This is a genomic window from Citrobacter freundii complex sp. CFNIH2 (assembly GCF_002880615.1).
Taxonomy (GTDB): Bacteria; Pseudomonadota; Gammaproteobacteria; order Enterobacterales; family Enterobacteriaceae; genus Citrobacter_A; species Citrobacter_A amalonaticus_F.
The window spans coordinates 1,034,760-1,049,503 of sequence record NZ_CP025757.1 but is presented as its reverse complement, the minus strand read 5'-3'; the positions used below and the strand labels follow the sequence as shown (position 1 = coordinate 1,049,503).

The window sequence follows — 14,744 nt, the reverse complement described above, 5'->3', positions numbered from 1 at the left end:
ATTAACACTCCTGAGATGAGGACGCCTGAGTCCGTAATTTCGCCATTTCAGTCCCCATGCGGCGGGACAACGCAAAAGTATTCGTCGCGTCTACGTCCACCTCATATGAAAATGCCTCAAGTTCGGGGTTTGCAGCAAATGCAGCATCGGGATCCCAGAATGGATGTAGTACGGCGGCCCACCGCCCGTCACCGGTGCGAATCACGGGTATATTCCCCATTACTTTTACGTCACTGTCGCTGTATAGCGAAGCGGCCTCTTTAGCTAATCGTAGGGCATTTTCCGGCCAGTCAGACACGCCCGGAGATGTAAAATCACCGTTCAGCCCGGCGTTATAGGTTTGATCCAGAAGAAGTTGAATAACATCCAGTCCCAGACGCCAGTCCAGCAACCCGTGATACGGCTGGTTTCCGTATCGGTGCAGGCAGTGATAACATCCTTGAAAGCATCGTTCGCGATGATCGGATTGCAGGAACTCAGCCAGCGGGTAAGCCGTTTTGTTATTTAAAATCTTCTTCATGACCTCAAGTATAATGAGAGAACCGGATGCGTCCTTCTGCTGCAGCCGTTCACATAACCCTGAACCATTAACCAGACGATCGGCCATTTGCAGAACTGGTACCGACTTACCGTTTTTCAGCATTTGAACGCGGGGTTCCAGAATTTCAATTTCTTCAGGATCAATATCCAATAGCTCTTTTGATGCATAGTTAACAATGATAAAAGACGCCGAGAGCGCAGCAGCTCTGAATGCCGGAGTTAGAGTGGAATACTGTAGCCGGAGACCCAGCGGGGTTTGGGCAACCATCAGCGCAAGTAGATCAGTCACTTTAGGCGCGGCAAGATAAAATGTGTTTCGGGTTTCTCCCCGATCGTTAAAGCGTTTTTTAACTAACAGGTCGCCCTCAATAATTTGACTATCCATCCAAACCCGGTTAGCCCAAAGCGGCTGGTAGGTCCCCTGCTTTCTGAAAGGGACCGTTAGGCTCCCCTGTGTTGCGCTGAAACCACGCCATGTTTTATCGGTATAAATTCCCCGATTCAGGCGGTGCAGACATGTCTGCGGCTGAAGCTGTATCGCCACATTAACGTCAGGCTCTGGCGTGGCAGAAAAAGTGTAGGCTTCTGCAATTGATACACGACTGGCCGTGGTCAGGATCTGATCAAAATCCTCTTTGGCCGATTTTGGCTCCAGCGTGGTGATAAATCCATAAGGAACATAGCATTGATAGCGCTCTGCCTTATCCATAACGGCACCGCAGATAGTACATTCGGTGGCCAGAGAGTTTGCCGGAGCCCAGATGTTGCACACCGGACAGGCGGTCATTGTTCTGAGTTCACCCGGTTCGCAGGCATTTGAATAAAATGATCGTGGATTTTTTCTGCTCTGTTTAAGCAGTCCACTATAACCTGCTGTAAAGTAGCGTCGTTTATCCTGAACCAGAATTTTTCCGGGGGCAAATTCCTGTATCGCAATATCCAGATCGCGGTCCATGCTGGCGAATTCGATTTCTTTTTCACCTGTGCTGACTGGCCTTGTCAGCAAAAGGCGTGATCGGGTCGGCATGCCATACATTGGGAATTTACCGTGTTCCGCCAATGCTTCTGCCAGTCCTTTCGCCTCCATCGCGCTGTCGTTCAGTACGGCGTTGATATCCTGAATCAGCTGTTCCGGCGTCAAAGGCTGAATAATTTTCTGGGACAAATGGGGGTTTTGCTGTGTGCTGGTCCGGGCAAATTCATCGCGCGCCAGGATGGTTGCTTCGATAGCCTGCCGGATTTTTGGCAGCCAGTCCGTTTGGTTTTCTTTCAGCCAGTGCACCGGGAAAAACTCACCATGGTTATCAGGGACGTGTGCGTAGTCGTCAACCGGCCATGGGTGATCGGCTTTTTCCGTTTGCTGCCTTAACCATTTGAATGCCGACACCAGCCAGATTTTTCGTACCAGTCTCTGGCAGATCATTTCCAGCTTTGTGGTCAGAAACGGTGGCGGAGGGAGATCGCCAGTAATTTTTTCCGGGTGGCGGAAGTAGAACAGATCGTGGCTCTTGCTGCGACACGCGGTTAAGACGAATGAAAACGCCTGTCCACGTCGTCCGGCACGTCCGACACGCTGTTGATAATTAAAGCGCTGTGGTGGCATGTTGGCCTGAAAGACCGCGCGTAAATCACCGATATCAACGCCCACTTCCATGGTGGTGGTTACGGAAAGCACATCGACCACGCGAGCTGCCCGGTCAAGGTCTCTATCGGGCGCAAAATCTTTCATTCCTTCCGGTAAAATATCATCGTCGTCGGCAATCAGAATACCTTTAAACCGGCGTAGCCTTGCCGCCGGATTTTCGGTCATTCCAGTCAGTTCCTCTGAGCGCATCCTGTGAGTACCAGAAGAATGTGAGAGACGTTTGCCGAGATAGTGTTGCATCTGGAGCGTTTTTGCCTCACTGCACGGCGTTTCTGGTAAAGGAGAGTAGCAGCGAGTACAGATTCCCGCGCCGGTGTGCATGTGTATACGCCCACAGCGGGAGCAGCGCCAGACGCGATCTGTAGGTTCCGCCAGGCGAAAATGCATTTTACCAATATCAATAATACCGCCCTGATGACCCGCCAGCTCTAGTCGCCGGAGAAAACTATCAATTAAAGATAAAGGCTCGCCTCCTGAACACTGGCATATCTCCTGTGTAAAACGGTACAGGCGGTTTCTACGATTGACATCACGCGCTGAACTCCATGGAGTTTCTGTCTTTGTATATTGTGAAGGGGTAACCCGGTATGCGTCCGCCAACACACGAAACATTGCGTCATAAATCGCGAGATGTTCCCGTGAGTCGTTTCCGGTAATGGGAAGGCAGGGATAACCCCAACCGGACTCTTCCAGCGCGAAGTAGGTTTTACTGAATACGCTTTCCCCCACCAGCCGTTTCAGATCGCGTGAAATCTCCTGTCGTGCCACAAGCAGGTTGTCTTCATAGGATGGAAGCGCCTTCCAGCACCACTCCCCCTGCGTGTTCTTTTCAAAGAGTTGTTGCCATGCAAAGGTCAGCGTGCCTTCTTCATGTTTTTCTGGATCGGGAACAGGCGCGATGCCAGTACGATCGGAAGGGTGAATACCTGCATCTACCTGCGCCCTTAACAGCGGGCCAAGCGGTTGACCTGCATCCGGTGATTCAGGTTCGAGGATTTCACGCAGAGGTATGCTGTCAGATTCAGGCTTTGATAATAACCCTCTGATTTTCTTTCGTTCATCAGCAAGTTGATCCAATTCATCCTCTTCCTCATCCGACCTTACGCTGAGGTTAACTAGTGTTTTGTTCCGGTTCTCTATCTCTGCCTGGCGTATTTTTAGTTGGTTATGGGACGGTTTATCAGCCGCAATAGTCTGTAGCGAATGGACAACAATTTCTCGTCTGACGTCGTCATGGTGACCCGATTCCAGATCGAGCGCCGCCCTTGCGGCATCTTGACGACTGTCTGAAAACGTTACCAGTTGCTCACGGTTACCCGATCGCTGTAGTTCCGCCATTAGCGAGCTGGCCAGTAGTTGTGTCGTTTTCGAAAAACCGACGCGAAAGCTACGGATTGGGGAGAGCTTACCTTTGCCGTATTTATAGGACGTACCACACGCCGGACACTGAAAAGGTAGCGCCGTTCCCGGTGACTGGCTGGATGACTGGCCTCTTTCCGAGGAGGCAAATTCACCGGGTTTGACGTAATAGAACCAGCCCGCTATATGGTTTTCCGGTAGCGGTTTTAAGAGCGATACTGGGTGTTGAATAGTGGCGGTAAATGGATCGTAGCTGGCTTTTACCCAAGTACCAAAAGTATTGTCATTATCGCTGTTTAGCTCCTCATTTCCTTTCGGCCAGAAACGTTCGACAACGGGCATAAATAGCGCGTATTCTTCAGCAGATCGGCGTTCTACCATGACTGATTTTGCGTGTTCGGGCAGTTGTTCCGTATCAGGGTCGTTGGGTAAAAGTTCAATTCGACTTTCTGAACCGGAAAAGACCGAAGGTTTACCCCCCCAAAAGAGATTACCGCAACATTCACAATAGAGTAATTCGACACGCCGCGATTTTTTATCTTTGCCGTAACGTAAGCCGGACTCCACGGTAAGATCGCCAAAATATCTTTGATTAATTTCTTGCGCAGATGCAGCGCTAGGGATGGGCAATGGCGCGACATATAACCCCTCAAGAGCGCGCAAAAAAGCATGAGCGCGGAAACGTGGCGCACCGATATCATCAGGAAAGGCATGTGAAAACCATTGCGGCCAATCTCCCTCAGTCGAACGTAACCAGATTAATGCCTGGAGCGCTTTGTCACTATGGGGTTGGGCGTTAAAAAGGCGTGAACTAAGCATTTTGATTGACGTAGCTCTCGGAGAATGATCGTCCGTATAGCAGCCACTTTCAAGCAGGTTGCCCGCCTGTAAAACGACACGTTGCGCTAGTTGTTCTGTAGAGGCTTCACTGGCTGTCATTTCCATGCTGCGGGCGACATTCTGCCAGTGTTGTAATGAGGTAAGTGGTGCTTGCTGTAACTGAAGCACTGCGTGATAAAACGCCTCCAGATCCCCCTGGAAAAGAGACATATTGCCCGGGGGAAGGGTGTCACCTTTAATAATACATTCTCTCCAGTCGCTGGAAGAGGCACCTGCGGGTAATCCCCGCTGACCGAACATCCCCCATAAATATTCGACGCTTTGATCACCTTCAGCACCTTCAACGGGTAAAGAGGCGCTGGAGGCCAGAATGCGCAATTTGTGTCGGTGTTTTTCCTGATCCAGCCCCAGCCGGTTGATCAAATGTTTAAGCAAGTAGCTGACTTCAGTACCAGCGGTTCCTCGCTGTAGATGAAGTTCGTCAAGAATAAGATAAAAATAGGCATCAGGATCGCGCTCAATCCACTGTCGGGTTTGCTCAAAAATAGGATCGTCCACCTCGCGAACCAGCATCGTTGAGAGCATGCTGGTGTTGGTGATCAGAATATCGGGCGGTGTCTTTTGCATTTCCCAGCGGCTGAGAACCTCTCCGCCAGCGGTTCGGGGGAAATTAAACGATAATTCGTTATCCTTGTCCTGCTGCGCTTGTCGTACCGCCTCCTGATGGGTCTCTTCCGTTAATTGCATATATTCACGCAGCTCAGTGATTTTTTTAGCCACGCGCTTTTTCTCATTTTTTTCTTCACTGAGTCGGGGATGTTTAAGCCAGCCAGTTACTTTAGTTGCGCTGGTATAACGGCCAAAGAAGATCCGGTTGCCGCCGAAATGCGTATCCATGACATCATGAGCTTCGCTGGAATCCAGCGCCCGTCGCATACGTACCAGTTGATCCTCTACCAAGGCATTCATCGGGTAGAGGATCAGCGCGCGTACCGCTTTCGGACGAGCAGCGGCTTCATGCTCGCGCATGAAGCTGGGCTGTTTATCCGCTACCTTATGCCACCACGGTTGCCAGCACTTCAACGCCGGGCTTTGCGGCCAGCCGGTAGCTTCTTTTGCGATCTGTGCCAGAACAGGCAGTAAAAATGATTCGGTTTTACCGGAACCGGTCCCGGAGGTGACAATACCCGGTTTCCCTGGCTGTACCCCTCTTTTCAGCATGTCCAGTTGATGGGTATAAAGATTAAAACGTCCCTTAGTTGAATCCGTTTTATTGTGGGGCAGAAGTCCACCTAAACAGAGGTCGATGAATGCCGCCCTTTGTTGCGCATTAAACCCTGGCAACCATGTCTGGCCATAAGCATCATTTCGTAATTCGCTGATAGTTAAGCCATAATGCTGATATCGGGGCATCGGTTCAAGAAATAGATCGGCACATAATGTCCCTTGCTGTTCCAGTAACGCTCGCCGTTCAGACTGTATGTCTGATGAATCAATACGGAAGGCTGTTTCAAGGTACGAAATATAAAAATCTCTTATTGATTCAAATGTTTCCAGTGGATTATTCATTATTATTCCTTTGCTTATAACTGGAAAAGGTGCTCAAGTACGCTTGCCGATTCACCGCTAGTCATTTCCTGAACATATGGCCCTAATTCCGGTGCAAGAATGTCAATCGTGGTCGCAATATCTTGTGTTGTACTACGACCGAGACCGTAAGCCAGACGGGCAACGGCTTGCGCTTGTTCATCAGGAAGTAAAGAGAGTAGCGCTGCTTTTAGTGCTTCCCATGGCGCACAAGCCGGGTGTTCTGGCTGGTGGTTGTCCACATAGATTGTCTGCCATAGTTCTGGGGCAATACGAGAAGGCGTGATGTCAGTATTTTGCTCAAATGGCCGTTCATCCGACCATATATTCTCTGCCAGAAACAGAGGTAACTGGTAAGCAAGAGGAGCCTGTAATGGAAACGTGCTTTTCCCGGTGGTGAATGTGAGTAAAAAAAGTATTGGGTGCCGGATGGGCAAATGTCGCAAAGCCTGTCGCCGATCCGTCCAACTGCATGCGGCAGAATGGGGAGTTCTGAATAAACACTCGTGGAGTTCGGGGAGCAGCGTTTCTGGCGGAGTACGGTTAAAACCACGCAATTCAATAATGCTCGCCAGCCCTGCCTCTTGTTGTTGGGTCAAAAAATCGCCCAGTGTCATGGTATGAGTATCGCCGGATAAGCGGATCAGCGTGGGGGAGTTCATTAAATCGCTGAAGCTAAAATGATCGCTATGTACCGATACTTCCCCCCAAACATTACCAGCTAAAAGGTTCGCTAATGAAGCGATAGTCTGTTTTGTCTGTTTTCCCATCAATCCGATCGCGGGTGTAATACTCGCAGTGGCAATCAGGCTGGATAATAAAGATTCACTTAGTCCCGTTGCCTGTGCCTGTTTTTCGATAGCCAATGATAGTTGATGCTTGCGAGTCAGGATGCTCACCTCTGCTAATGGGAAATTAGAATTTACTGATTCGGCTACAGGTTCTGGTGTTATCCGTTGTTGGACAGGTTGTTCCTGCGCTGTTTCATTTTTGATAATCGCCCGCAGTAGCGCTGTCTGGGCTAGCGTTTCCACTCCCGCTTGAGATGCGGCTTCGAAGGTCTTTTTAATCCGTTGTTCCAGCTCATTTTCTTGCTGACGTAGTGCTTTATTAATTCGATCGGTCTCTTTTTTCAGTTTTTTCTTCTGATCGGCTATTACATTTTCAAGCTGTATTTTCTTTTCAGATAATACCATTATTGATTGTTTAATCTGATACTGTTCGTCTTCGTAACGAGTCAGTATTTCCTGTTTCTCAATATTAATTTGCGCCTCAACCTCAGGTAAAGCCAGTAACTGTTGAGTCGTATCATTAAGAAAGGATCTTGTATCTGCTATCTGTTCCAGATGAGATACTGCACGAAGATAGGATGCCTCATTATCAGATTCATGTTCAGCAATAAAATGGGTTAAGTTTTGTAGCTGCCCTTTACTGAATTGAGGGAAGTCTTTTGCTGAATCAGTTCGTTTAAGCAGGCGTTTGATCCACGTAGTAGCTTCAGCACAATCATACTTTTCACTTACCTGAGGGAGTTCAGTGATCACCGTGAGGGCATGAGAACCAAGTAATGTCTGAGGAACCTGACGATAACTCTCCAGCGGCATATCAAAGTCATATTTTTTAGGATCAGACAAGTCACCCGGTAATCTCAGGGATACTCCATCACTTAGCTGAAAAATGACCGACGTATCGTTTTGCGGTTGGTAGCTGGTGAGTAACCACTCTCTGACAGTATCAGGTTCATCAGAGGCATGAGGCAGCGCGACGACAGGATAAACGCGCGACAGGTAGTCAGTAATGACATACTGCGCGGGTTTATCAGACGGCTGATATCGGGCTTTCCATATTGCAATTTCACCCCGAGTAAATTTTTTGCTGAAATGATTCTCAAAACCAATGGCTTCACCACCATGAGGGAAAAGATCTTTTACCAGTTCCTCCGGGAGGTCTCGTAGGTTGCCATTAATTAACAGACTAATCGGCGTAACAAAAAAAGCGCCGGACGCGGTTAACGCTAACACTTTTCCAATGAACATAACTTCGTCCATCGAACTGTCGATTTCTTTGGAAACAACGGGAGGAGCCTGTATTACACTGGTACCATCCATTTTTTTAAGGTCGTGACTGGCTTCAAACTGATCGATAAGTTCACCCAATTTTCGCGCCAGCGGTAAAGAATGTTCTGATAGCTTTGTCCGCCATCGATTATCGGCTGTACGCGTTCCCCTAAGAGCGTCAACCAATCCCCCAACAAACAGTGGAATAGTGCGCTCTGGCATAGAAATTTCTTTACCCTGACTAATTAAGGCACATTGTTCAATGTCTTCGTCAGTGAAATTAATTGTCAAGGAGTCAGAAACACCATGTTGGGGTAAATCAATTTCTTCACCATTCAGGAATTTCGTTATAATTTCAGGGCAGTCAGAAGAGATATAGAATCCCAGAATGGTGCGCCATAACGGTTTACAGAGTTCAATATCTTCTGCATTACTTTCTGCTTCTAACAGATCTCTAAGAACAATTTGTGGGTCATTTTGTTCAGAAAACGTTAAATTTTCACGAAGCCAATCAGACACAACAGGTTTGGCCTTAGGTGGTAACGTACGGAGAAAATGTAACCTTTTCTCCGGTCCTTTCGGTAAATTATCCGCTTTAGCGCCATTTCTGGTGAGTCTTTGCTTGCACTCTTGCAAGCATCTGATCAATTCATGAGATTCTGTACCGAAGTAGTACATTTGGCCCAGCCGGTCGCTGATAATATTTTTCTTTTTAGCCATCTTAAACGTTCTCCTTACCACCTGATTCTGTAAAATTACTGTAAGGTTCTGCGCAACTTGCGTGTTGTCAGCGCTCTGTTCCGTCGTGCCAACGCTCGTTGACAGGAGGGGAAGGTCATTACATTGTCCCAGAGTGGAACTTTCCCCCCTGCAAATAAGTAACCACCGTTATCTGTTATCGACAAGCATCCATGGGCAACATGGATCCACCACTGTAAAACGGAGGGCGGTAACGCAATAATTTTCGTTGACCAGCACCAGCCACTATCGCCTTTTTGCACACCAACCGTTTCTCCTGAACATATCATCTGAGCCATTAAGGCCCAGGAGAAGCTATCGGTTTGCCAGTATCCAGCATTCTGCCTAATAAAATAACGATAACGCTGTTTTTCCTGACACCGTATCAATAGATTATTTGCCGTTTGAGTAATCCGCTGTTCTTCTGACCATTGGTATTTTTCAGCTTGCCATAGCGACACATGGAGATCCGGGGGTAAAGCCGGGGTAAACTGCATTTGAGACATCGGTAGCAATACTCCGCTCAAAGCATTTACGGGGAAATCGTCGTGATTAACCAAACGTAACCCAAACTGTTCAATGAAAGCATGGACACGCTCTCTGGCTGACAGATGCAATTCAATACAACCCATTGAACAGCCGTTATCCTCAACTAACCGACGCCCTATTCGCTCACCGTTATTAAGTGCTTCTTGTAGAAGATTACGTTCACTTCTTGTAAACATCCCCAGAATTCGGGCAACAATTCCCTGCTCAGTGACATCAACGGAAATGGTTCTTTCAGCCAATGAGACTAACGAATATGGCGCATGACGTCGTTGTACTACACAAAGCCAGCCAGCGGCAAAGAGCATGCGACGCAATTGCCATTCGGGTATCCTCGTTACCTGTGATACCGGTTCAATATGTTTTTTTAATTCACCAAAAGGCAATGTGCTACGGCGTTGAAAACGCAAGGCCAGCGCTTCAGCGATCCAGTCAAATGCTGCGGGTATATTATGTAATTCAGTATATTGACATGTTACAGGAAAGCCATTTTCATACTGCCATAACATCTGAGCACCACTCAATGGCGTTATTTCTTCGCGTTTCAGTGGGGGGATCACTGCCGTATCCCCTAACGCCATTAATACTCCCGATGGTCCATCAGTCAGCCAATCATGTGGCTCTGAAATTTTACAATAAGTGGCGTAAGGCGCATGATCTAACACGTGCACATCAAAATTTACTGGGATATCTGAATGCGCTAACGTAAGTTCGTAGCGACAAAATGCCTGACCAGATATTTCCATCAACTCCTCTGGTGGAATGAATAATCCTTCAGCTCCCTGAGATAGCGAGCCATGAGTTAATTCTTCTCCGTCTTTATTGCTGATGACATAGCATCCTCTTAGTACTTCAGGCATATGAATTATCGGTGTACTGGCAGGGTTAAGCAGTATAGCCTGTCCAAATCGCGCTGCACCTGACATACGAGGTCGAGCAGGCTGCCATCCCTGTATTAGAAAACGACGGGCTTCTTCTGGTAACAAACGGGCAATCTTATCCAGCGTTTGCCTGCCAACTTTATCGGAAGAAACTATCGACCATTTGGTAGATTTAATATCCCGACGTTGTACTCTTTCGCCAACCTTCTTCAAGACAGTGAAAACACTGTCTGCATATGTATGATGAAGTATTAAATAGGTTGGAGAATCTTCATAATATTCTCCTTCTGAACTAATATGACAAAAATCATCACGAAAAAGCGGTAAACACCCAGACCGCAATGCGACTCCCACTCGTGATTTATAGAAATAACCCTTCCGTTTTTTTAATAATAAATCCAAGGAATTTAATGTGGTGCCTATGTCTCGTTCGTAATATATATTATTATAGTTCTCTATTTCATTAGGCAAGGAGTAATAATGCTGGATTTCTGAGGCTGTAGCAGCAGCGTCATCCATAAGAAGATAAATCTCCGGATTACCTGAATCATTAAACTCCATGTGAATACAATACTTACCATTCTCTTTGAGTTGTTCTCTCTCCGTATGTACAGTGATATCACGAACAGCGCCCCAAAAAGGAGAGTCATAAGCCTGCTGCATGGCAGCCTTTGAAAGTAATGTTCTGAACTCAATAAACTCTTGGTTAAAAACCTCGCTAAAATAAGATATATATTGATGTACTACCTTATTAACTGATTCAAAAGTTGAATAGTTATCTAGTTTATTATCGATGAGAATATTCCGTAAAAAGACCTCATCTTTGTAGCAGGGAAAAGCAATTCTCTTGGAATACCCAATCAATCTTTCATGCTTTGATGGCCTTGGCAAGATTAAACGGGTACAGTTTTGTCTTTTACTACTCCATCTTTCTAACCTTTCCCATAAGTTGGGTAATTCAGTAAAAACAAATTTTTTATTTTTATCAAAGCCAAGCAGCACAGAAAATCGAACCCGAAAATCCCCTTCGTCATGTGTTTCATCATCAGCACTGGCAGCAAGTAATGTTAAATATAAAACGGCAAAATAAGTAGGGTATCCTTTTATTTGCGCTAAAATGTCTAATCGCGACTCATCTCTGAGAGCATCCTGGATTTTAGACGCTTTTTTTCCAAACGAAATCAGGAAACTTCGCTTAGCATCCTCTTTGCTACGTGGACCTGCAAGTTGCTCAAAAATGCGGCCCGTAGTATCAATTCGGCTTAAAGTCGAGCCCGTATGCGAAGACTCAAGAAAGACGATCTTTACTAGTTCAGCATTCCATTCTTCTAAAGTAACCGGGAAAGAATCATCCATACTCACCGCCTAATTACCGTTCGCTGTCATCATTTTCAAACCAGTACCAGAAAATAAATGCCGAAAAAGTACCTCAGCCAGCAGTGGAGGAACAGCATTACCAATTTGGGTAAATTTTGACTCGACGTCTCCTACAGGCTCAAAACCCTGTGGAAAAGTTTGTATTCGTGCACATTCCCGCCATGATAACCGCCTTGCCTGTTCCAGTTTGGGACGAGAAGTATCAACAATTAGATGCTCATATTCATCAGAAAAGTCCCAGCGCTGCTTCCAGCCATCCTCCAGGTTTGACCATGTTAACTTCATCACCGGGCTGGCAGGATGTAATGTCACATGACGCCAGTTAGCTACGACGGTGTAAGCAGGGCTGTCCCATAGAGCTTTACGATTTCGGGACATGAAATACCATGAGAAATGCCCTTCAGGATCATGTGGTCGTTCGTAAAACTCACCTTCAGGCCATAGTGGTAAATCCCTAATAGCCTCACCATGCGAAACATAGGGTTTTAAATGAGGATTCTTTTTTGTCGCTTTGCCATGTGTTTCAGCAGGAAATTCAAAGTATTGCCCCAGATCGTTTCTGACACCAATGATAAACAAACGCTTGCGTGACTGAGGTACGCCATAAGCCCTTGCGTTTACCATATGATAGCTGACCTGGTATCCGGCAGCTTTGTATGCTGTGAGCTGTTGTTCCAGAAAACTACCGGCTCCCAAATGTTTCAAGCCAGAAACATTCTCAGCAACAAAATACTTAGGCCGAACGGTCTCTAATACCCGTAGAAAGTGTTTATAAAGATTTGTTCTGTCGTCATTGTTTGGTTTTCTGTTACCTGCCATTGAAAATGACTGGCAAGGATAGCCACCAACAACAATATCAACATCTGGAAAAGACTGAATTTGAGAGATATCGCTATGTCTGACATCAGTATCGGGGAAATAATTTCCTAATGTTTTACAGGCATTCTCTACGACATCGTTGGCAAAGACGATGTCTCCACCGGCTGAGGTAATCCCAAAATCCATACCACCACAACCGGAGAATAGTGAAAGTACTCGGATATTATCATTGTCTCTTTCGAAAATACTGTTCATATACCCATGCCAAAATTCTTTTATAACTGTGCAAAAACTCTCAATGGATTATCAATTTATCCATAAAATCATGAGGAAAGATTATACATTAGCACAACAAATCTTACATCAGCATGTTTGATTTTTTCACCCTACCCCGACATTCTGTGCCATTCAAAAACCGGACTCCGGCATGATATTCACTCCCCTAAGCGGAGGTTATACCGATGAAAATGTTACGATTTACCGACAAACAGATTATCTTTGCCCTGAAGTTGGACGAGTTGGGTACATCTGTGCCGGAAGTTTGTCGTAAGCTGAGTACCTCCGATTCCACATTTCATACGTGACGCAAGAATATGATGGGATTTCCCCTTAGAATTGGAACAGATGCGACTGGTTGCCGACTGAGCTTCGACAAAACCATGCTGTAGGACATACTGGCAAAAAAGAGCTGGCGCTGGCACGTCTGAACTAATGAGTATGGGATTTACAAACCCGCTACACTAGCAAAATTCAGGTTTGCTTTGCACTGTGTATCCGTCGCAGATCGCCAGATATAGTTCTGTGGTGGCAAACGACAACACACTTCATCCGTCCATTCGCGTGGCAAACAAAGTCAAAGATGAGTACAAAAGTGAGTATAACTAAAGAAATTAAAATATATTAACAATAAAAACAAGATATTGAGACATTAATTTTTGTTCAACGTCTAAGTCGTTTTTGTTGTCTTAGGAGGTTCTTCGGGATCTCACAGGCATCAGCAATTCCCATAAAATCCACGCTATAGCGTGGATTTTGCTTTTCAATACCGACTGAAATTTCTCGTCTGACGTGAGTCCTCCGTCATATTGTTCATCTTCACGCCCACCGGCGACTATACCCTCCCCTCGCGCCTGGATTCATGAGGAATACAGGAAACATCTGCGTCAACATCGCCTGATGATCTGTTTTCTCCTGGAAACTCAGATCGCTAATCAGCAACATGGAAATCTGAGTTTCCGGGAATAAATTGTATGGAATGTAGGTAAAGTTGGGAGTGTTTTCAGGTAAGCTTTAAAAACGCTTCACAATGAATGTTCTTTTGGCTGTTGATCTGGAGTGATGGCTATGGCGGATAAAAACTTCCCACGGTTACCGTATGATCCACATATGTGCCGTAGTTATGACAAGCAAACCAAAAGTCCTCTGGCCCTGTATTCAGAGTCGCAGAAGATGGATATCGAACTTCGTGCTCCGCTGGCGATGTCATACAGCCACTGGCATGGACAGATTGAAATCAACATCCCTTTCGATGGTGATGTGGAGTATTTGATCAATGATGAAGTAATAAAGATTCATCAAGGCCATGTGACGTTATTCTGGGCCTGTACACCGCACCAGTTAACCGACCCAGGCCACTGTCAGAAAATGGCGATTTTTAATCTGCCTATGCATTTGTTTTTATCGTGGCCACTGGATCGCGAGTTGATAAATCATGTGACGCATGGCCGGGTAATACAGTCCCAGGCTGTGCAGCAACTTAGCGTCATTGAAGTCCAGCGTTGGCAACATGAGCTGAACAGCAAAAGCACTCACATTCGTCAACTGGCTATTGATGAGATCGCACTTATGCTCAAGCGTTTTAGTTTATCCGGCTGGGCCCCGGTATCGGTCAGTAAAGCATCCTATACGCTTCTGAACGGTACCTCGCGGCATGCTCAGTTTTATGTCAGCCAGATGCTCGAATTTATCGCCGCAAACTGTGATAAACAACTCACGGTAAACGATATCGCAGACCACGTGAAATTAAACGCTAATTACGCCATGGGAATATTTAAAAGAGCAATGCAGTTATCTATCAAACAATACATTATGGCACTACGCATCAATCATGTGCGTGCATTGCTAAGTGATACCGACAAAACCATTCTGGATATAGCCATGCTGGCAGGGTTTACGTCCAGCAGTCGGTTCTACAGCATTTTTAAAAACCATGTCGGTATGGCACCCAAAGAATATCGCAAACTTAGTCAGGAACGCAGATATCAGCCGATATAATCATGAGTATTTCACCGAAAATAACCTTGATTATAAAACAAACCACCATGAGTAAAACGTAAATTATTTCTGAACATCTAC

Annotated in this window: 6 protein-coding genes; 2 read left to right on the top strand and 4 right to left on the bottom strand. The window is 46.2% G+C overall.

Annotated features, from left to right (window positions below):
- Position 1: 1 nt before the first annotated feature.
- The 4 genes from WM46_RS05355 to WM46_RS05340 are packed head-to-tail and all read right to left on the bottom strand — an operon-like array spanning position 2 to position 12,644.
- Positions 2–5,953: a DEAD/DEAH box helicase gene (locus WM46_RS05355; protein ID WP_102601654.1), complete on the bottom strand. Its 5,952-nt coding sequence runs from the start codon at positions 5,951–5,953 to the stop codon at positions 2–4.
- 14 nt (positions 5,954–5,967) lie between these two features.
- Positions 5,968–8,748, bottom strand: coding sequence for a kinetochore protein (locus WM46_RS05350; protein WP_102601653.1), 2,781 nt, complete (start codon positions 8,746–8,748; stop codon positions 5,968–5,970).
- Positions 8,749–8,783: 35 nt separating this feature from the next.
- Positions 8,784–11,549 (bottom strand): hypothetical protein, encoded by a 2,766-nt coding sequence (locus WM46_RS05345; protein ID WP_102601652.1) that lies wholly within the window; start codon positions 11,547–11,549, stop codon positions 8,784–8,786.
- 9 nt (positions 11,550–11,558) lie between these two features.
- On the bottom strand, positions 11,559–12,644 hold the full coding sequence (locus WM46_RS05340; protein WP_102601651.1) for a DNA cytosine methyltransferase: 1,086 nt from the start codon (positions 12,642–12,644) through the stop codon (positions 11,559–11,561).
- Positions 12,645–12,850: 206 nt separating this feature from the next.
- Between WM46_RS05340 and WM46_RS26815 the strand changes: the two genes are divergently transcribed.
- Together WM46_RS26815 and melR are read left to right on the top strand one after the other, a co-directional pair.
- Positions 12,851–12,973 (top strand): transposase, encoded by a 123-nt coding sequence (locus WM46_RS26815; protein WP_219817862.1) that lies wholly within the window; start codon positions 12,851–12,853, stop codon positions 12,971–12,973.
- A gap of 760 nt (positions 12,974–13,733) precedes the next feature.
- On the top strand, positions 13,734–14,663 hold the full coding sequence (gene melR, locus WM46_RS05335; protein ID WP_102601650.1) for a transcriptional regulator MelR: 930 nt from the start codon (positions 13,734–13,736) through the stop codon (positions 14,661–14,663).
- Positions 14,664–14,744 lie beyond the last annotated feature (81 nt).